At 74.6% G+C, this 18,922-nt stretch carries 16 protein-coding genes and 1 pseudogene; 7 read left to right on the top strand and 10 right to left on the bottom strand.

What is annotated here, in order from left to right:
- Positions 1–7: 7 nt before the first annotated feature.
- Positions 8–1,354, bottom strand: a complete 1,347-nt coding sequence (locus OVA14_RS07665) for an LCP family protein (RefSeq protein ID WP_267503338.1) — start codon at positions 1,352–1,354, stop codon at positions 8–10.
- Between the two features lie 23 nt (positions 1,355–1,377).
- Positions 1,378–1,878: a 5-(carboxyamino)imidazole ribonucleotide mutase gene (purE, locus tag OVA14_RS07660; RefSeq protein ID WP_267503337.1), complete on the bottom strand. Its 501-nt coding sequence runs from the start codon at positions 1,876–1,878 to the stop codon at positions 1,378–1,380.
- A gap of 220 nt (positions 1,879–2,098) precedes the next feature.
- On the opposite strand from purE, the gene OVA14_RS07655 reads away from it, so the two are divergent.
- Positions 2,099–3,049 (top strand): hypothetical protein, encoded by a 951-nt coding sequence (locus OVA14_RS07655; RefSeq protein WP_267503336.1) that lies wholly within the window; start codon positions 2,099–2,101, stop codon positions 3,047–3,049.
- A 204-nt stretch (positions 3,050–3,253) separates the two neighbouring features.
- On the opposite strand, the gene OVA14_RS07650 is transcribed toward OVA14_RS07655, so the two are convergent.
- From OVA14_RS07650 to OVA14_RS07635, 4 genes are all read right to left on the bottom strand, one after another.
- Positions 3,254–4,375: a 5-(carboxyamino)imidazole ribonucleotide synthase gene (locus OVA14_RS07650; RefSeq protein ID WP_267503335.1), complete on the bottom strand. Its 1,122-nt coding sequence runs from the start codon at positions 4,373–4,375 to the stop codon at positions 3,254–3,256.
- Positions 4,372–5,685 carry a UDP-glucose dehydrogenase family protein gene (locus OVA14_RS07645; protein ID WP_267503334.1) on the bottom strand — a complete coding sequence of 438 codons (1,314 nt, stop codon included), beginning with the start codon at positions 5,683–5,685 and terminating at the stop codon, positions 4,372–4,374. Before OVA14_RS07645 ends, OVA14_RS07650 begins: the two co-directional genes overlap by 4 nt.
- Before the next feature lie 111 nt (positions 5,686–5,796).
- A complete protein-coding gene (locus tag OVA14_RS07640) occupies positions 5,797–6,279 on the bottom strand; it encodes a PH domain-containing protein (protein WP_267503333.1) in 483 nt (160 codons plus the stop codon).
- A 17-nt stretch (positions 6,280–6,296) separates the two neighbouring features.
- On the bottom strand, positions 6,297–7,022 hold the full coding sequence (locus tag OVA14_RS07635; RefSeq protein ID WP_267503332.1) for a biotin--[acetyl-CoA-carboxylase] ligase: 726 nt from the start codon (positions 7,020–7,022) through the stop codon (positions 6,297–6,299).
- Positions 7,023–7,147: 125 nt separating this feature from the next.
- Between OVA14_RS07635 and OVA14_RS07630 the strand changes: the two genes are divergently transcribed.
- From OVA14_RS07630 to OVA14_RS07615, 4 genes and pseudogenes are all read left to right on the top strand, one after another.
- Positions 7,148–8,749, top strand: a complete 1,602-nt coding sequence (locus tag OVA14_RS07630) for an acyl-CoA carboxylase subunit beta (RefSeq protein ID WP_267503331.1) — start codon at positions 7,148–7,150, stop codon at positions 8,747–8,749.
- A complete protein-coding gene (locus tag OVA14_RS07625; RefSeq protein WP_267503330.1) occupies positions 8,746–8,964 on the top strand; it encodes an acyl-CoA carboxylase subunit epsilon in 219 nt (72 codons plus the stop codon). The genes OVA14_RS07630 and OVA14_RS07625 overlap by 4 nt, the downstream gene beginning before the upstream one ends.
- Positions 8,965–9,006: 42 nt before the next feature.
- A complete protein-coding gene (locus OVA14_RS07620; RefSeq protein ID WP_267503329.1) occupies positions 9,007–9,969 on the top strand; it encodes a DNA topoisomerase IB in 963 nt (320 codons plus the stop codon).
- A gap of 94 nt (positions 9,970–10,063) precedes the next feature.
- A pseudogene (locus OVA14_RS07615) lies at positions 10,064–10,537 on the top strand (FAD-dependent monooxygenase); the annotation flags it as partial.
- Between the two features lie 884 nt (positions 10,538–11,421).
- On the opposite strand, the gene OVA14_RS07610 reads toward OVA14_RS07615, so the two are convergent.
- Positions 11,422–12,690, bottom strand: coding sequence for a class I SAM-dependent RNA methyltransferase (locus OVA14_RS07610; RefSeq protein ID WP_267503328.1), 1,269 nt, complete (start codon positions 12,688–12,690; stop codon positions 11,422–11,424).
- 145 nt (positions 12,691–12,835) lie between these two features.
- On the opposite strand from OVA14_RS07610, the gene OVA14_RS07605 reads away from it, so the two are divergent.
- Together OVA14_RS07605 and OVA14_RS07600 are read left to right on the top strand one after the other, a co-directional pair.
- The gene (locus OVA14_RS07605; RefSeq protein ID WP_267503327.1) at positions 12,836–13,471 is read left to right on the top strand and encodes a Maf family protein; all 636 of its coding nucleotides are present in this window, start codon (positions 12,836–12,838) and stop codon (positions 13,469–13,471) included.
- 16 nt (positions 13,472–13,487) lie between these two features.
- Positions 13,488–14,279 carry a hypothetical protein gene (locus OVA14_RS07600; protein WP_267503326.1) on the top strand — a complete coding sequence of 264 codons (792 nt, stop codon included), beginning with the start codon at positions 13,488–13,490 and terminating at the stop codon, positions 14,277–14,279.
- Between the two features lie 73 nt (positions 14,280–14,352).
- On the opposite strand, the gene OVA14_RS07595 is transcribed toward OVA14_RS07600, so the two are convergent.
- From OVA14_RS07595 to OVA14_RS07585, 3 genes are read right to left on the bottom strand one after another with little or no spacing between them, the layout of a single operon-like run.
- Positions 14,353–16,395, bottom strand: a complete 2,043-nt coding sequence (locus tag OVA14_RS07595) for an ABC transporter ATP-binding protein (RefSeq protein ID WP_267503325.1) — start codon at positions 16,393–16,395, stop codon at positions 14,353–14,355.
- A gap of 2 nt (positions 16,396–16,397) precedes the next feature.
- Positions 16,398–18,122 carry an ABC transporter ATP-binding protein gene (locus OVA14_RS07590; protein ID WP_267503324.1) on the bottom strand — a complete coding sequence of 575 codons (1,725 nt, stop codon included), beginning with the start codon at positions 18,120–18,122 and terminating at the stop codon, positions 16,398–16,400.
- Between the two features lie 34 nt (positions 18,123–18,156).
- Positions 18,157–18,732: a TetR/AcrR family transcriptional regulator gene (locus OVA14_RS07585; protein WP_267503323.1), complete on the bottom strand. Its 576-nt coding sequence runs from the start codon at positions 18,730–18,732 to the stop codon at positions 18,157–18,159.
- Positions 18,733–18,922 lie beyond the last annotated feature (190 nt).

Genomic DNA, 18,922 nt, shown 5'->3' with positions numbered 1-18,922 from the left:
CGCGCCGCTACGGGCTCGGCGTGGGCGTGGGCGTGGGCGTGGGCACGGCGTCCGCGGCCGCGAGCGCCTGCTGCACCATGGCGTGGATCTGCTCGAAGTCGGGGTCGCCCGTGTTGACGCCCGAGTCCGGCACGAGCTCGAGGTTCGTGATCTCGGACCGGCGCGTCTCGAGCGCCAGCTCCGACAGGCTGCCGACCATCGACTGCGGGATGTCGGTCTCCACCATGTCGACGCCGGCCGACGCGAGCTCGGAGTACTTCGTGAGCAGCACGTCGGGCGTGAAGTTCGCCACGAGCGCCTCCTGCACCTGCCGCTGGCGCGCCATGCGCGCGTAGTCGGAGGAGCCCGCGCGGCTGCGGGCGTACCAGAGCGCGTCGTGGCCGTCGAGCGTGCGGGTGCCGGGCTCGATCCACTCGCGCACCGGCTCGCCCTCGATGGCGATCGGCACCCGCTCGGTCACCTCGATCTCGATGCCGCCGAGGGCGTCGATGAGGTCCTCGAAGCCGTGCATGTCGACGAGCACGAAGAACTGCAGCGGCACGCCCGTCACGCCCTCGACCGCATCGCGGGTCGCCTCGATGCCGGGGCTCGAGCCGTTCGCGACGGCGTCCGGGTAGAGCTCGGGATGGGCCTCGCCGTAGGTGTAGGTGCCGTTCAGCAGGCAGTCGCTCGACTCGCAGTCGAAGCCGTTCGGCCACGGCCCCCACATGGGCGAGCCCTCCGAGAAGGGCGCGTTGCGCATGTTGCGCGGCACGCCGATCATCGTCGCGGCACCCGTCTCGGCGTTGACGGTGACGACGGTCATCGAGTCGGCGCGCAGGCCCACGCGGTCGTCCCCGGCGTCGCCGCCGAGGAGCAGGAACGTGTAGCGGCCGTCGATGGGCTCGACAGGAGGGCCGCTGGCCTGGAAGAGGTCGGCGACGACGGTGCGCGACGTGTCGACGAGGCTCGCGCCGTAGCCCGCGAGGGCCGCCGGCGCGACGGTCGCGACGATCGCGAGGGCGGCGATGCCTGCGCGGGCTCGGCCTCGCACGCTGGGCAGGCGCGCCAGGCGCAGCGTGTCGAGGCCGAGCACGAGCCACAGCACCGCGTAGGCGATGAGGACGACCTCCACGACGAGCAGGCCCGCGACCGTGCCGACGAGCGCGAGCAGCGCCCCGCGCCACGCGACCCAGAGGATCGCGGCGACCGCGACGAGCGCGACGAGCGCGATCGTGGCGACGATGCCGACGCGCCCGAGCCTGCGGTTGCCCGCGAGCACCTGGGCGCTGCCGGGCAGCAGGAAGCCGATGGCGACGAGCCACCAGCCGCGACGCTGCATCACGGCCGCGTCGCCCGTGTTCGGGTGACGCATCGGCGATCCTGCCCGCAGCAGCGTCATGCGGTGCCGCCCACCCGCTCCTGCAGGGCGCGCGCCTTCTCGCCCACCTGGCGCTCGAGGTCGGCGGCGAAGGCGTCGAGCCTGGCCGCGATCCCCGCGTCGGCGGTGCCGAGGATGCGCGCGGCGAGGATGCCGGCGTTGCGGGCGCCGCCGATCGACACGGTGGCGACGGGGATGCCCGCGGGCATCTGCACGATCGAGAGCAGGCTGTCGAGGCCGTCGAGCCGCTCGAGCGGGACGGGCACGCCCACGACGGGCAGGCGCGTCATCGAGGCGACCATGCCGGGCAGGTGGGCGGCGCCCCCGGCGCCGGCGATGATGACGCGGACGCCCCGGTCGGCGGCGCCGCGCGCGAACCCGACCATCTTCTCGGGGGTGCGGTGCGCCGAGACGACGTCGACCTCCGCCTCGATGCCGAGCTCATCGAGCACGGCCTTGGCCGCCTCCATGACCCGCCAGTCGGAGTCCGAACCCATGATGATGCTGACCGCAGGCATGCACTCCAGGGTACGCGTGCCGCGCAGGCCCGCCCGCACCCGGCGCGCGCCGCGCCGCAGGGGTATGGTCACCTCCCGCCCATGGTGTGGTCGCTCCGCGCCCTCCTGGAGCATCTCGGCGGGCGCGGAGCGACCACAGCCACGCCGCTCGAGCCGGTGCTGATCCACAGCGCGCCGACCGCTGCGAGCGAGCGGGCGCCGGGGTCGTCACCATGCTCGGATGCGTGACCACCAGCCGTTCCTCGTCGCGGACGCCATGGCTGCAGGCGCGACCGCCAAGCGCCTGCGCGCCGCCAGGTTCTCGATCCCGGCGCGGGGCGTGCGCGCGCTGCGGAGCCTCGCGGGAGACGACGAGCGCCTGCTCCTCGACGCGATCGCGCTCGTCGCGCGAGCCGACCACTGCTTCTCGCACACGACCGCCGCGCGGCTCCTCGGCATGCCGCTGCCGCCGCTCGGGCCCGCGGAGCCGATCCACGTGGCCGCGCCGACGGCGGGGAGCAGGATGCGGCGCGCCGGCGTCGTCGGGCACCGGCTGCGCACGAGCACGACGACGGCCGCGGGCCTGCGCGTGACGGCCCCGATCGACACCTTCGTGCACCTCGCCACGCTGCTCGAGCACCGCGCGCTCGTGGCGGTCGCCGACTGGCTCGTCTCGCACCGACGCGGCGACGCCCGGATCGATCGCGGCGACCTGCTCCACCACTGCGAGCGGCGGCGGGGCGCTCCCCGCATCGGACGGGCGATCGCCGCGGTGCGCGACTGCGCCGTCGGCGCGGAGTCGCCGCGCGAGACGGAGCACCGCCTGCTCCTCGACGGCCTCGGCGCGCGCACCGACCACCTGAACCTCTCCGTCTTCGACGAGGCCGGCCGCTTCCTGCTGCGGCTCGACGGCGGATGGCCCGAGCTCCGGATGGGCTGGGAGTACGACGGCCTGCAGCACTGGTCCGATCCGCGCCAGCGCGCGATCGATCTTGATCGCCTCGAGGCGCCCCAGGCGCTGGGGTGGCGCATCCGACGCTTCGGCGCCCACCACCATCGGGCAGAGGGGCGTGCCGCCGTGGAGGCCTTCGCGCGAGAGGTCCGCGAGCGCCGTCGCGAGGCGGCGTCGCGAGCGGTGGAGCGCCGGGGCTTCTGGTCCACCTGCCTGGCGCCCGACGTCCTCCGACGCTGAGGTCCGACCACCCGTGTCAGCGCCCGCACGCCCCGACCCACCCATCGAGGTGTGGTCGCTTCGCGCCCTCCACAGGGCGACTTCGGGGCGCGAAGCGACCACACGGAGGGCCGGAAGCGACCGCACGGAGGCGATCGCCGCTCCGGCGGCGGGCGGAGGCGCGGCGGGCGGGGGCGCGGCGCGCGGCGCGTCGCCGCGCGCCGGTCAGGCGTCGAAGTGCGCGGCGGCGGCGCGGGCCCGGTAGGCGACCTCGTCGAGGTCGTCGCCGATCGCGGTGACGTGCCCGACCTTGCGGCCGACCCGCGTCGACTTCGCGTAGGAGTGGACCTTGACGTCCGGGTGCGCCGCGAGCGCGCCCGCGTAGCGGTCGGCCATCGCGCCCGAGGCGGGGCCGCCGATGACGTTCACCATCACGGCCGCGGGCGCGAGCACGCCCGTCGCACCGAGCGGCAGGTCGAGCACGGCCCGGAGGTGCTGCTCGAACTGGCTCGTCGTGGCGCCGTCGATCGTCCAGTGACCCGAGTTGTGCGGCCGCATCGCGAGCTCGTTGATGAGCACGCGGCCGTCGGAGGTCTCGAACAGCTCCACCGCGAGCACGCCCGTGACGCCCAGGCCCTCGGCGATCGAGCGCGCGACGTCGTCGACGACGGGCTGGATGCTCGCGGCGTCCGGCGCCGGCGCGAGCACCTCGGCGCAGATCGAGTCCTGCTGGATCGTCTGCACGAGCGGCCACACGACGGTCTCGCCCGACGGACGACGCGCCACGAGCTGCGCGAGCTCGCGGCGGAACGGCACGAGCTCCTCGACGAGCAGGCGCGGGCCGCCGGCCGCGGCGCCCGCGAGCCAGTCGGCAGCCTCCTCGACCGAGCGCACGACGCGCACGCCCTTCCCGTCGTAGCCGCCGGTCGCGGTCTTCAGCACTCCTGCGCCGCCGTGCTCGGCGACGAAGGCGGCGAGGTCGTCGGCCGAGTCGACGGGCGCCCAGTCGGGCTGCGGCGCGCCGAGCTCGGCCATGCGGGCGCGCATCTCGCGCTTGTCCTGGGCGAAGCGCAGCGCGTCGGGGCCCGGGTGCACCTGGTGGCCTGCCTCGACGAGCGCGCGGAGCACCGCCTGCGGCACGTGCTCGTGGTCGAAGGTGATGACGTCCACGCCCTCCGCGAAGGCGAGCACAGCCGCCTCGTCGCGGTAGTCGCCGACGGCGGTCGCCGCGAGCGACGCCGACATGCCCTCGCCCTCGGCGAGCACGCGCAGCTCGATGCCGAGCGCCACGGCCGCGGGGATCATCATGCGGGCGAGCTGCCCGCCTCCGACCACGCCGACGATCATGCGGCGGGGGTGTCGGGGCGGCCGAGCGCCAGGACGGTGAAGCCGGCGGCCGACCAGGCGGCGGCGTCGAGCGCGTTGCGGCCGTCGATCACGACGCGCGCGGGGGTGAGCTCCGCGAGGCGCACGGGGTCGATGTCGCGGAAGTGCTGCCACTCGGTGCCGAGCGCGATGACGTCGGCGCCGTCGACGGCCTCCTCGACCGAGTCGACGATCGGGAGCGTCGGGACGATGCGCAGCGCGGTCCCCTTGGCCTCCGGGTCGAAGGCCCGCACGACGCGGCCGCCCTCCTGCAGGCGGCGGGCGACGTCAAGCGCGGGCGAGTCGCGCACGTCGTCGCTGTTGGGCTTGAAGGCGAGGCCGAGCACGGCCACGCGGTCGCCGCCGACGCGCTCGAGCTCCTGCTCGACGAGCGCGACCATGCGGTCGCGGCGGCGCAGGTTGATCTGGTCGACCTCTCGCAGGAAGCCGAGCGTCTCGCCGTGGCCGAGCTCGTCGGCGCGGGCCTGGAAGGCTCGGATGTCCTTGGGCAGGCAGCCGCCGCCGAAGCCGAGGCCGGCGTTCAGGAAGCGGCGGCCGATGCGCGCGTCGAGGCCGATCGCGTCGGCGAGCTGCGTGACGTCGGCGCCCACGGTCTCCGAGAGCTCGGCCATCGCGTTGATGAACGAGATCTTCGTCGCGAGGAAGGCGTTGGCAGAGACCTTCACGAGCTCGGCCGTGGCGAAGTTCACGACGAGGCGGTCGGTGCCGCGCTCGAGGATGGAGGCGTAGACAGCGTCGAGGGAGGCGATGGCCGAGTCGTCGCCGTCGGCGACGCCGTAGACGAGCCGGTCGGGGCGCAGCGTGTCCTCCACCGCGAAGCCCTCGCGCAGGAACTCGGGGTTCCAGGCGAGCGAGGCGCCGGTGGGGGCGACGAGGTCGGCGAGGCGCTGCGCGGTGCCGACGGGCACCGTCGACTTGCCGGCCACGAGGGTGCCGGCCGCGAGATGCGGCAGGAGCGACTCGACCGCGGCGTCGACGTAGGTGAGGTCGGCCGCGTCGGAACCCGCCTTCTGGGGCGTGCCGACGGCGATGAAGACGACGTCGCTGCCCGCGGCCTCCGAGATGTCCGTCGTGAAGCGCAGCGTGCCGGCGTCGACGCCCGCGCGCAGGAGCTCCGGCAGGCCGGGCTCGTAGAAGGGGGGCTCGCCCCGTCGCAGGCGGTCGACCTTGGCCTCGTCGACGTCGACGCCGACGGTCTCGTAGCCGAGCGACGCCATCGCGGCGGCGTGCACCGCGCCCAGGTAGCCGCAGCCGATCACAGCGATCTTCATGGATGCTCCTCGTAGGTCCCGCGCCCCTCGCGGGCACGCGCGTGCCTCTGATCCTCCCGCATCCGCGGCTCCATCGCACATCGGCGGCGCCGCACGACGACGGCGGCGGGGTCAGCGGCCGGGCGGGGGCTCCGGCATCGCGATCCCCCGCGCGCCGAGCTGCTCCGAGAGCATGCGCTGCACGAGCGACGCGAGCGGCACGTCGGCGAGCACGACGGCGCGGTCGCCGCCCGTCGAGAGCAGCACGTCGCCGGCACCGAAGAGCGCCTGCAGCCCGCGGCGGCGCACCGTCACGTCGTGCACGCGCGAGAGCATCGTCTCCCGCCGCGTGCCGCCGAAGCCCGAGCGGATGACGACGCGCTCGGTCGTGAAGACGAAGCCGCGCGAGAGCCACGCGAGCGTCGGCACGACCGTGAGCAGCGCGACGACGAGGCCCGCGACCGTCCAGACCGCGGTGTTCCACAGCGGCCAGTCGACGCGGTCGACGAGCAGGGTGCCGAGCCCGATCGCCGCCCAGAGCACGAGCACGGGCACGACGAGGACCCGCGCATGCGGTCGCATGCGCGCGATCACGCGCTCCTCCCCGGCTGGCACGCGACGATCATGCCGGATCAGCGGACGTGGACGACGTCACCGGCCCGCACGTCGACGATCTCGCCCTCGGATTCGACCTGCAGCTCGCCGTGCGGCCCGAGGCCGACCGCGCGGCCGCGCAGCTCGCCCGCGGGCAGCGTCACCCGCACGTCGCGGCCGATCGTGGCGAGCTGCGAGGCCACGGCGGCGCGCAGCGGCTCGGAGCCGAGCGCGGGCAGCAGGTCGCCGAGCGAGCGCACGACGTGCGCGAGCACGCAGTCGGCGAGCACCGTCGCGGTCGCGTCGGCCCCCTCGAGCGTGAGGGAGGTCGCGGCGTCGGTCGGCAGCTCCGCGCGCGTGAGGGTCAGGTTGACGCCGAACCCCACGGCGACGCCCGTGGTGCGGCGCTCGCAGAGGATCCCGGCGACCTTCCTGCCCTCGACGAGCACGTCGTTCGGCCACTTGATGCGAGCGCGGTCGGCGACGAGCGGGTCGAGGGCATCGGCGAGCGCGAGGCCCGCGGCGAGCGGCAGCCAGCCGACCGCCTCCTCGGAGAGGCCCTTCGTGCGCACGAGCACGGTGGCGGCGAGGCACTTGCCGGCGGGCGAGACCCACTCGCGGCCGAGCCTGCCGCGCCCGGCGCGCTGGTCGAGCGTGGCCCAGGTGGTGAGGTGGTCGGCGCGCTCGTCGACGGCGTCGAAGGTCGAGCCGACGGCCCCGAGCTCGATGACGGTCGCGATGCGGGCTGCGCCGGGGAAGAGCATGCGACCAGGCTAGGCGGCGGCGCGTCCGCGCACCGGAAGCCTGGAGGGATCCGCCTGAGGTTCGGCCCAGGACGCTGTGGGAGTCCACAAACGACTGGCATGGGGCGGCGTCTAGGCTCGTAGCCGTGACCGACGAGACCACTGCAGCCGTGCCCGCATCGACGACGGCGTCGCGCATCGCCGATCTCCGCGACCGCCACCGCGAGGCGGTGACCGACAAGGAGGCGAAGGCCCGCGACAAGCAGGGCGCGAAGGGCAAGAAGACGGCCCGCGAGCGCATCGAGCAGTTCGTCGACCAGGGCTCGTTCGTCGAGTTCGACGCCTACGTGCGCCACCGCACGAGCGCCTTCGGCATGGAGGCGAACCGCCCCTACGGCGACGCGGTCGTCACGGGCATCGGCACCGTCCACGGCCGCCGCGTCGCGGTCTACGCGCAGGACTTCACGACCTTCGGCGGCTCGCTCGGCGAGGTCGCGGGCGAGAAGATCATCAAGATCCAGGACTACGCGATGAAGGTGGGCGTGCCCATCGTCGGCATGCTCGACTCGGGCGGCGCGCGCATCCAGGAGGGTGTGGTCGCGCTCGGCAAGTACGGCGAGATCTTCCGCCGCAACACGGCTGCCTCCGGTGTCATCCCGCAGATCTCGATCGTCATGGGCCCCGCGGCCGGCGGCGCGGTCTACTCCCCCGCCCTCACCGACTTCGTCGTCATGGTCGACAAGTCGAGCCACATGTTCGTCACCGGCCCCGACGTCATCAAGACGGTCACGGGCGAGGAGGTCGGCTTCGAGGAGCTCGGCGGCGGCCGCACCCACAACACCGTCTCGGGCGTCAGCCACTACCTGGCCGCCGACGAGGACGACGCGCTCGACTACGTGCGGGCGCTCCTCGCCTACCTCCCCGACAACAACCAGTCGGAGGTGCCGGCCTACGACCACACGGCCGAGCGGGTCGTGAACGACGCCGACCGCCGCCTCAACACGGTCATCCCCGACTCGCCGAACCAGCCCTACGACGTGCTGACGATCATCGAGACGCTCATGGACGACCGCGAGTTCCTCGAGGTGCAGCCGCTCTACGCGCCCAACATCGTCATCGGCTTCGGCCGCCTCGAGGGCCGCACGATCGGCGTGATCGCGAACCAGCCGAAGCAGATGGCGGGCACGCTCAACATCGAGGCGGGCGAGAAGGCCGCGCGCTTCGTGCGCTTCTGCGACTCCTTCTCGATCCCCATCCTCACGGTCGTCGACGTGCCCGGCTACCTGCCCGGCACCGACCAGGAGTGGTCGGGCGTCATCCGCCGCGGCGCGAAGCTGCTCTACGCCTACGCGGAGGCGACCGTGCCGATGGTCACGGTCATCACGCGCAAGGCCTACGGCGGCGCCTACATCGTGATGGGCTCGAAGCAGCTCGGCGCCGACATCAACATCGCGTGGCCCTCGGCCGAGATCGCGGTCATGGGCGGCCAGGGCGCCGTGAACATCCTCTACCGCACCGAGATCAAGGAGGCCGAGGCCGCGGGCGAGGACGTCGCCGCGGTGCGCTCGCGCCTCGCGAGCGAGTACACCTACAACGTGGCCTCGCCGTTCCTCGCGGCCGAGCGCGGCGAGCTCGACGGCATCATCGAGCCGGCCGAGACCCGCGTGGCCGTGACGCGCGCGTTCCGCGCGCTGCGCACGAAGCGCGTGCAGCGGCCGGAGCGCAAGCACGGGAACATCCCGCTGTGAACGACCCCGCCGCCACCGAGCCGCGCGACGACCGCCCCATCCTCGAGGTCGTCGGCGGCTCGCCGACCGCTGAGGAGCGCGCCGCCGTCGAGGCGGTGCTCGTGGGGCTCGCCGACGAGTGGGCGGAGACGAAGCACCGGCGCGTGCTCGACACCGAGAGCGAGTGGCAGTCGAAGTCGCGCAGCGCCGAGGGCGGCCGCTGGAAGGCCGACTGACGCCCAGCCTCCTGTCCCCCGTCGCGGTCTAGCATCGCCGGCATGGTGAGGCTGCGGCGCGCGACGCCGAACGAGGACCCGGGCATCCGCCGTCGGAGGTCGGGCTCCGGCTGGTCGTTCCGGCACGACAGCGGGCGCCCGGTCTCGGTCGCCGATCGCGAGCGCGCGCAGGCGCTCGCCATCCCGCCGGCCTGGAGGGACGTGTGGATCGCCGCCGACGAGCGCGCGCACATCCAGGCGATCGGCGTCGACGACGCCGGCCGCACGCAGTACCGCTACCACGAGGCCTGGCGCGAGCGCCGCGACCGGATGAAGCACGAGCGCGCGCTCGACCTCGCGGAGGCGCTGCCCGCGATGCGGCGGCGCGTGACGCGAGAGCTCGCGCTCGAGGCCCTGCCGCGCGAGCGGGTGCTCGCCGCGGCGCTGCGCCTGCTCGACCTCGTCGCGATCCGCGCGGGCGGCGACGCCTACGCCGAGGAGCACGGCTCGCACGGCCTCATGACGCTGCTGTGCCGGCACGCGACCGTGACGGGCGACGCGATCCGGCTGAAGTTCCCCGCGAAGTCGGGGCAGCGCTTCGACACGACGATCGAGGACGGCCCGCTCGCGCGCTGCATCGAGGACCTGAAGGCCGGCCGCTCCGCGCGCTCGCGCCTGCTGGCCTGGCGCGACGAGGAGGGCGCGCACCCGCTGCGCGACGCGTCGCTGAACGCCGCGGTGAAGGAGGCGACGGGCGGCGAGTTCACCGCGAAGGACTTCCGCACCCTGCACGGCACGATCGTCGCCGCGGTCGCGCTCGCGCGCGCCCGCGAGGTGGGCACGGCGGCCGAGCGGAAGCGCGCGATGAAGGCCGCGGTCGACGAGGCGGCCGAGGCGCTCGGGAACACGCCCACGGTCGCGCGGGCGTCCTACATCGACCCGGAGGTCTTCGCGCGCTTCGAGGACGGGGAGACGATCGGCCTGCGCGGGGCGCGGGAGCGGGCGCTGCTCGACCTGCTGCGCTGAGGCCCGGCGCATGCGGCTGCTCGGTCCGGGGCGCACCTCGGCTCGCGCCGGGCGTGCGGCGCTCCCGCTCAGCCCGGGCGGCTAGCGTCCATGCATGCACGCGATCGTCTCGGGAGCCGGCGTGGCGGGCCTTGCCCTCGCCGGGCGGCTCGCGCGCGACGGCTGGACGGTCGACGTCGTGGAGCGCGCCCCCGCGCCCCGCCGCGCGGGCTACCTGCTCGACATCCGCGGCTTCGGCTACGACGCCGCCGAGGAGCTGGGCGTGCTCGCGGCGATCGCGGAGCGCGCGGAGTCGTTCGCCGAGCTGCGCGCCGTCGACGCCGCGGGGCGCGTGCGCGGCCGCGCCCCGATCGGCGAGGATCGCGCGCTCGACGGGCGCTGGCTCACGGTGCTGCGCGCCGAGCTCGTCGCGGCCCTCGAGGCCTCGCTGCCCGAGGGCGCGCGGGTGCTGCGCGGCGCGCAGGTGGAGACGGCGCACGACGACGGCGAGCGCGCCACGGTGCTGCTCTCGGACGGCGGGCGGCTCGAGGGCGACGTGCTCGTGGGCGCCGACGGCGTGGGCTCGCGGGTGCGGCGGCTCGTCTGGGGCGCCGATGCGGGTGCCGTGCGGCCGCTCGGCGAGCTCGTGGCGGTCGCGTGGGTGGGCGAGGATCCGCAGCTCGCCGCCGACCTCTCGGGCCGCGTGGCCTCGCAGGTGGAGCTGGGCCGCCAGCTGCTCGTGGCGCCGATCGGCGACGGCGAGGTGGCGGGCCTCGCGGTGCTGCGCGGCGTCGCGGCCGCGGATGCACGGCGCGAGATCGCGGCGATGGGCGTGCTCGGCCGTCGCGCGGTGCGCGCCGTGCGGCACCCCTACGTGGCGGCCGTGGCGCAGACGAGCGTGGCGCCGTGGGTGCGCGGACGCTCGGTGCTGCTGGGCGACGCGGCGGCCTCGGTCTCGCTCGCGGCGGGCGAGGGCGCGTCGCTCGCGCTCGCGGGCGCGGCGCGGCTGGCCGACGAGCTTGCGTACGCGAAGCATCCGAGCGACGTGCGCGAGGGCCTCGCGGCCTTCGACCGCGACTGGCGGCCGGTCGTCGAGCGCGAGCAGGCGCGGGGCCGCCGCGCGGCCGCGGCGATCGCGCCCGCGACGCGCGTGGAGCTCGAGGCGCAGCGCGCGCTCTGGCGCGCGGCCGCCGTGCCGGGCGTCACGCAGGCTCGTGGCGCGGGCCTCCGGCGGCGTCGCCCGCCGCGCCTAGCCCGCCGCCGCACGTCCTCAACCGGGTCAGTGGTCGGCCGAACGGATAGTCCCTTCGGCGAACCGCTGAGCCGGTTGAGACCAGGGCTTCGTAGCCGCTGCGCCGTGCAGGAGGCGACGGCCTCCATGTGGTGCGTGTGCGCGGTGGAGCTGAGGGCGGAGGTCCTTGCGGACCTCCGCCGCGACCCCAGCGCCGGGCCCGTCCCGGGCCCGGCGAACCGTTACGCCTTGCGGAAGGAGGCCACCGCCTCCATGTGGTGGGTGTGCGGGAACAGGTCGAACGCCTCCAGCGACTCGACCTCCCAGCCGGCGTCGACGAGCAGCTTCGCGTCGCGCGCGAGCGCGACGGGGTCGCAGGCGACGTAGACCAGCTGCGCGGGGTGCAGCGCGTCGAGCCGCTCGATGACCTCGCGGCCGGCGCCCGCGCGCGGCGGGTCGAGCACGACGACGCCGGCGGCGAAGCGGTCGCGCTCGGCGCGGCTCGCGCGGTCGACGACGGCCTGCAGCCAGCGGTCGACGCGTGCGGTCTCGGCCACGGCGCCCAGCCACTCCGCGAGGTTCTCGGCGGCGTGGTCGGTGGCGACCTCGTCGGCCTCCACGCTCGTGATGCGCGTGCGGTCGCCGAGCGCCTCGGCGATGGTCGCCGCGAACAGGCCGACGCCGCCGTAGAGGTCGAGGTTCCAGCCGGCGGGGTCGATGCGGTCGACGTCGATCGCGCGCCGCACGGCGTCGGTGAGCACGCCGGGCGCCTCGCGGTGCACCTGCCAGAATCCGGCGCGGTCGAGCTGGAACGCGCGCTCGCCGACGGTCTCGACGATCGTGGCGGTGCGCCCGCGGTCGGGCTCGCCCTCGAAGGCGATGACGTCGACCTCGCCGTCGGAGCGCTCGACGTAGTCGACGGCCGTGACGCCGGGGAGGCGCTGGTCGAGCTGCGCGGCCAGCTGGATGCCGCGGGTCGCGAGCGGCAGGCCCTCGACCGGCACGACCTCGTGGCTGCGGGGCGCGAAGGGGCCCTGGCGGCCGCGGTCGTCGACGTGCAGGCGCACGCGGGTGCGCCACCCGAGGCCGCCGCGCTCGTCGTCGCCGGGCGCGGCCTGCACGGGCACCTCGCGGGTCATGCCGCCGGTGCGCTGCAGGGCGTCCTCGAGGACGCGCTGCTTGAGCGCGCGCTGTCGGGCGAGGAGGATGTGGCCGAGCTCGGCCCCTCCGGCGCGCTCCGCCGGGCGGCGCTCGATCGACGCCTCCGGCCACACGTGGGCGACGCGGTCGGGCGAGGCCTCGAGCACCTCGAGCGCGACGGCCGAGGCGAACGACTTCTTGACCTCCACCACCTGCGCGCGCACGCGCTCGCCGGGGATCGTGTCGGGCACGAACACGACGCGGCCGCGCTCGCCGTCGGTGGCGCCGTGGCGACCGACGAAGCGGCCGCCGTGGGCGACGTTGTCGATCTGGAGCTCGACGATCTGACCGGGCTGGATGTCGGAGGGCATGGTCCCCATCCTCCCACCCGGCGGAGCCTCCGCTCGGCCGGATCAGCACGTGAGCGGGCCGTCGACCGCACATCGCGCTCGGCCCCGCGCCGACGTGCGGATCCGGCGCCGGGCGCGGGACACGACGGGATGCGAGGATCGACGGGTGCAGCTGATCCTCGCCTCCGCCTCCCCCGCCCGCCTCGCGCTGCTGCGGCAGGCGGGCATCGAGCCGGTCGTGCGCCCCACCGACGTCGACGAGGACCTGCTCGTCGAGGCGCACGAGGCCGAGCACGGCCCGCTCGCGCCCGACGCCTACGTGCTGCTGCTCGCGCGCGCGAAGGCCGAGGCGCTGCTCGACCAGGATCCGCTCACGGGCTTCGACGGCCTCGTGCTCGGCGGCGACTCCTCGCTCGAGCTCGACGGCGCGATGCTCGGGAAGCCGCACACGCCCGAGCGAGCCCGCGAGCGCTGGCTGCAGCAGCGCGGCCGCGAGGCGGTGCTGCACTCGGGCCACTCGATGCTGCGGGTGCGCGGCGGCCGCATCGAGGACTCCGCGCACGTCGCGACCGCGACGAGCCTGCGCTTCGCCGCCGACATCGACGAATCCGAGATCGACGCCTACGTCGCCACGGGCGAGCCGCTGCAGGTGGCGGGCGCCTTCACGATCGACGGCCGCGGGGCCGCCTTCATCGACTCCATCTCGGGCGACCCCTCGACGGTGATCGGCATGTCGATCCCCGCCGTGCGCCGGCTCGCGCGCGAGCTGGGCGTCGCCTGGCCGCGCCTCGCGACGGCCTAGGCACAGGGCTCCGGACGTGGGCGTGGCGCGCGCGACCTGGGTCTGGCTGCACCCCGATCGGCCCCTCGACCTCGATGCCCTCGTCGCGCACCTGACCGCCGAGCGCGTCGACGAGGTCTTCGTCAGCGTGCCCTGGTCGGGCCCGGATGCCCGGGTGCGCGCGTGCGTCGCGGCGCTCCGCCGGCTCGGCCTGCGGGTCGCCGCGCTCGGCGGCGAGCCGGGCTGGGCCGACGCGGATGCTGAGGCCGGGGACGTGGAGGCCGCGGACGCGGAGGCCGGGGACGCGCCCGCGGGCGCGGCGCACGCGGTCGCGTGGGCGCGGCGCGCGACCGCCGAGGGCCTCTTCGACGCCGTCCACCTCGACGTCGAGCCGTGGACGCGCACCGACTGGCCGGGCCGCGAGGGCGCCCTGCTCCTCGGCCTCGAGCGCGCCGTGCGGCAGGTCGCCGCAGCGACGGCGCTGCCCGTCGAGGTCGACCTCGTGCCCTGGCTCGCGGTCGAGCACCCGCGATCCTTCGAGGGCGTCGCGCGCAGCGCCGACGCGGTGACGCTCATGGCCTATCGCGACCGCGCCGCGGCCGTGCTCGCCGCGAGCGCCGGCGCGCGCGCCGCGCTCGCCGGGCTCGGCCGGCCCTGGCGGATCGCCGTCGACACCCTCCCGAGCGCCTCGCCCGACGAGACCTTCGCCGACGACGGCCGCGCCGTGCTCGACGCCGAGCTCGCCGCGATCGTGGCGGCCCTCCGCGGCGCCGACGGCTGGTCCGGCGTCGCCGTGCACGATGCCGAGCACTGGCGCGCGCTCCCCTGACCCCGCGCGCCCCTCCGCTCGGCACCGCCCACGCGCGGCCGGGTCGCACAGCGCGTGGGGCGGGAGGCGCGGGTCAGGTGGTCTGCTGCGCGGGCGCGGGGGCCTCCGGATCGAGGCCCGCGACCGCCTGCTCGAACTGCGCGTTGAGCAGGCGCCAGTATGCCCCGCGCGCCGCCACGAGCTCGTCGTGCGAGCCCTGCTCGACGATCGAGCCCCGCTCCATCACGAGGATGAGGTCGGCGTCGCGGATCGTCGAGAGCCGGTGCGCGATCACGAACGAGGTGCGGTCGCTCCGCAGCGCCGCCATCGCGTGCTGCAGCAGCAGCTCGGTGCGGGTGTCGACGCTCGAGGTCGCCTCGTCGAGGATGAGCACGCTCGGCCGCGCGAGGAACGCGCGCGCGATCGTCACGAGCTGCTTCTCGCCGGCCGAGAGGTTCGAGGCGTCCTCGTCGATCAGGGTGTCGTAGCCCTCGGGCAGCGAGTGCACGAAGCGGTCGACGTAGGTGGCGCGCGCCGCCTCGAGGATCTCCTCCTCGGTCGCGTCGGGGCGGCCGTAGGCGATGTTGTCGCGGATCGTGCCGCCGAAGAGCCACGTGTCCTGCAGCACCATGCCGGTCTGGCTGCGCAGCGCGTCCCGCGTCATCGTGCGCGTGTCGACGCCGTCGAGCAGGATGCGCCCGCCGTCGAGCTCGTAGAAGCGCATGAGGAGGTTGACGAGCGTCGTCTTGCCCGCGCCCGTCGGCCCGACGATCGCGACCGTCTGCCCGGGCTCGACCGAGAGCGAGAGGTCGTCGATGAGCGGGCGCTCGGGCGAGTAGGCGAAGCGCACCCGCTCGAACTCGACGCGGCCGGCGCCCGGTGCGGGCGTCGCGCCGCCCGCGTCCGAGGGCTCCTCCTCGGCGTCGAGCAGCTCGAAGACGCGCTCCGCGCTCGCGACGCCCGACTGCACCATGGCGAAGGTCTGGCCGATCTGCCCGAGGTTCTGCGAGAACTGCTGCGAGTACTGGATGAACGCCTGCACGTCGCCCACCCGGATCTGCCCCGCGGCCACGAACAGGCCGCCCGCGACGGCGACGAGCACGTAGCCGACGTTGCCGACGAAGGTCATGAGCGGGAAGACGAGGCCAGAGAGGAACTGCGCCTTGAACGAGGCCTGGAAGACCTCCTCGTTCTCCTCGCGGAAGCGCTCGCGCACCTCGCGCTCGCGGCCGAACACCTTGACGAGCGCGTGGCCCGTGAAGGTCTCCTCGACGATCGCGTTGAGGCGGCCCGTGCGGCGCCACTGCTCCTTGAACAGCGACTGGGCGCGGCCCATGACGACGCCGACGATGAGGCCCGTGAGCGGCACCGAGATGAGCGCGATGAGCGCGAGCCACACGTTGATCGTGAGCATCATCACGAGCACGCCGACGATCGAGAGCACGCCGGTGACGATCTGCGAGATGGTCTGCGACATCGACTGCCCGACGTTGTCGAGGTCGTTCGTGAGCCGGCTGAGCAGCTCGCCGCGCGGCGTCCGGTCGTAGTACGACAGCGGCAGGCGGTGCACCTTCTCCTCCACCTGCTCGCGCAGGCCCCGCACGGTGCGCTGCACGATGCCGTTGATCGTGCGGCCCTGGATCCACTGGAAGAGCGAGGCGAGCGCGTAGATGCCGATGACGAGCAGCAGGATGCCGCCGAGCGCCTCGAAGTCGATGCCGGCGCCGGGCTCGAAGCCCCGCATCGCGGCGATGATGTTCGCGAACTCGTCCTGGCCCTGCTGCCGCAGGCCCTCGACCACCTGGTCCTGCGTGAGGCCGGCCGGCATCTGCCGCTGCACGAGGCCCTGCACGATGAGGTTGGTGGCCTCGCCGAGGATGCGCGGGCCGATCACCGACAGCAGGACGCCGATCGCGCCGACGGCGAGCACGCCGAGCATGAGCGCGCGGTAGGGGTGCAGGAGGCCCAGCAGGCGCTTGATCGACGGCCCGAAGGACTTCGCCCGCCCGGGCGGCGGGCCCCAGTCGTCGGCGCCCTGGCGGGCGGCCTCCGCCTGCTCCTCCTCGAGGCGCTCGGCCTCGGTCCGGGTGTCGTCCACGGGTGCCGCGGCGGTGCCGCGGGTGTCCTTGCGCGCCATGCTCAGGCCTCCACTGCCATCTGCGAGTCGGCGATCTCGCGGTAGGTGTCGTTCGTGGCGAGCAGCTCCTCGTGGGTGCCGAGCCCCACGACCCTGCCGTCGTCGAGCACGACGATGCGGTCCGCGTCGACGATCGTCGAGACGCGCTGGGCGACGACGATGCGGGTGGCCCCTGCCGCGTCGCGGTCGAGCGCGGCCCGCAGCCGCGCGTCGGTCGTGAGGTCGAGGGCGCTGAAGGAGTCGTCGAAGACGAGCACCGCGGGCCGCTTGACGAGCGCCCGCGCGATCGAGAGCCGCTGCCGCTGGCCGCCAGAGACGTCGGTGCCGCCCTGGGCGATCGGCGACTCCAGCTGCCCGTCCCGCTCGCGCACGAAGCCCGCGGCCTGCGCGGTCTCGAGCGCGCGCCACAGCTCCTCGTCGCTCGCCTCGGGGTCGCCGTAGCGGAGGTTCGAGGCGACGGTGCCCGAGAAGAGGTAGGGGCGCTGCGGCACGAGGCCGATCTGCGCCCAGAGCGCCTCGGCGTCGGCCTCGCGCACGTCGACGCCGCCGATCCGGACGGCGCCGCCCGTCACGTCGAAGAGGCGGGCGAGGAGGCCCACGACCGTCGACTTGCCGGCGCCCGTGGAGCCGATGATCGCGACCGTCTGGCCGGGCTCGGCCGTGAAGGAGACGCCGCGCAGCACGGGCTCGTCGGCGCCCGGGTAGGCGAAGGTGACGTCGTCGAAGACGACGCGGCCGTCGGGCTCCGGCGCGGCACCGCCCTCGCCGCGCTCGATCGAGGGCTCGGTGCCGAGCACCTCGCCGATCCGGCGCGCGGAGACCGCGGCCCTCGGGATCATCATCGTGAGGAAGCTCACCATCATGACGCCCATGAGGATCTGCATGAGGTACTGCAGGAACGCCATCATGGTGCCCACCTGCAGCTCCCCGGCGTCGACGAGCTGGCCGCCGAACCAGATGACGGCGATCGACGAGCCGTTGAGGATGAGCATGACGACGGGGAAGAGCAGCACGAAGAGGTTGCCGGTGCGCAGCATCGCGTCGTAGACGCCCTCGTTGGCCTCGTCGAAGCGGCGGCGCTCGCGCGGCTCCTGCACGAAGGCGCGCACGACGCGGATCCCCGTGAGCTGCTCGCGCATCACCCGGTTGATGCGGTCGATGCGCTCCTGCAGCAGCCGGAAGATCGGCACGAGGCGCGCGACGACGAGCAGCATGACGCCGAGCATCACGGGCACGACGACCGCGATCAGCCAGGCGAGCGTGCCGTCGGCGCGGATCGCCATGACGATGCCGCCGACCGCGAGCAGCGGCGCGGCGAGCAGCATCGTGCAGGACATGAGGATGAGCATCTGCACCTGCTGCACGTCGTTCGTCGTGCGGGTGATGAGGCTCGCGGCGCCGAAGCGCTGCACGTCCTGCTCCGAGAAGTCGCCGACGCGCGCGAAGACCTCGGCGCGCATGTCGCGGCCCGCGCGCATCGCGAGGCGCGCGCCCAGCAGGATGGCGAGGAGGTTCGCGACCACCTGCCCGAGGCTCATCCCGAGCATCTCGCCGCCGAGGCGCCAGATGGTCGCGGTGTCGCCCTGGAGGACGCCCTCGTCGATGATGTCGGCGTTGATCGTGGGCAGCATGAGCGAGAGCAGCGCCTGCACGAACTGGAAGACGATGACGCCGAGCAGCAGCAGCCAGCTCGGCTTCACGGAGCGGACCATGAGCGTCCACAGCATGGGCGGATCCTTCCCGGCGGTCGGGGGTGAGGGGTCAGGCGGGCACGGCCGCGGGTGCGGCAACGCCGTGGAGGAAGACGCGGCAGACGTCGTCGGCCGGCATCGCGACGCCCCAGCCGCCCTCGTGCGAGGCGGCGACGACGAGCATGCGGAGGATCGAGGCGGCCCGGTCGGGCGCGAGCCCGAGCTCGTCGCCGCGCTCGGCGAGCGCCGCGATCCACGGGTCGAGCATGCGCTCCCACTCGGCGAGCTCCTCGCCGGTCGGATGCTGCATCAGGGCGCCGAGCATCTGGAAGAGGCGGAACTGGCGGCCGTACTGCGCGATGCCGCGGAGGGCGATGCCCTCGACGAGCTCGTGGAGCGTCGCGCCCTCGCCCCCGCCCGCCTGCAGCCAGGCGGTCGCGTCGTCCTCGCGCCGCCCCTCGCGGGCGACGAGCGCCCGCAGGAGCGACTCCTTGTCGCCGAACGACTTGTAGAGCGTGCCCTCGGCGACGCCGGCCGCCTCGGCGAGCTGCTTCGAGGTGACGGCGAGCCCGCGCTCGAGGACGACGGGCAGCACGGCGTCGAGGATCTGCGCGCGCCGGTCGTCCTGGCTCATCCGAGGGGTCACGGTGCGATGCTAGGTGAGTGAGCGCTCACTCACCAAGCATCGAGGTCGGATCCGCGCAGGATGCCGCGTGTCGCGCGGCCTCATGGGGCAGCGCTCACCTCGGGCCCTGGTGGCGTTGGAGGTCTCCACAACGATCGGCCGGAATCCTGTGGAGGTGATTGCCGAGTCGCGCACGCTGCGCCGCCTAGGC

The sequence above is a fragment of the Agrococcus sp. SL85 genome, from assembly GCF_026625845.1.
Lineage (GTDB): Bacteria > Actinomycetota > Actinomycetes > Actinomycetales > Microbacteriaceae > Agrococcus.
Note: the sequence above shows the minus strand (reverse complement) of the source record. Positions and strands in the feature narration are given on the sequence as shown.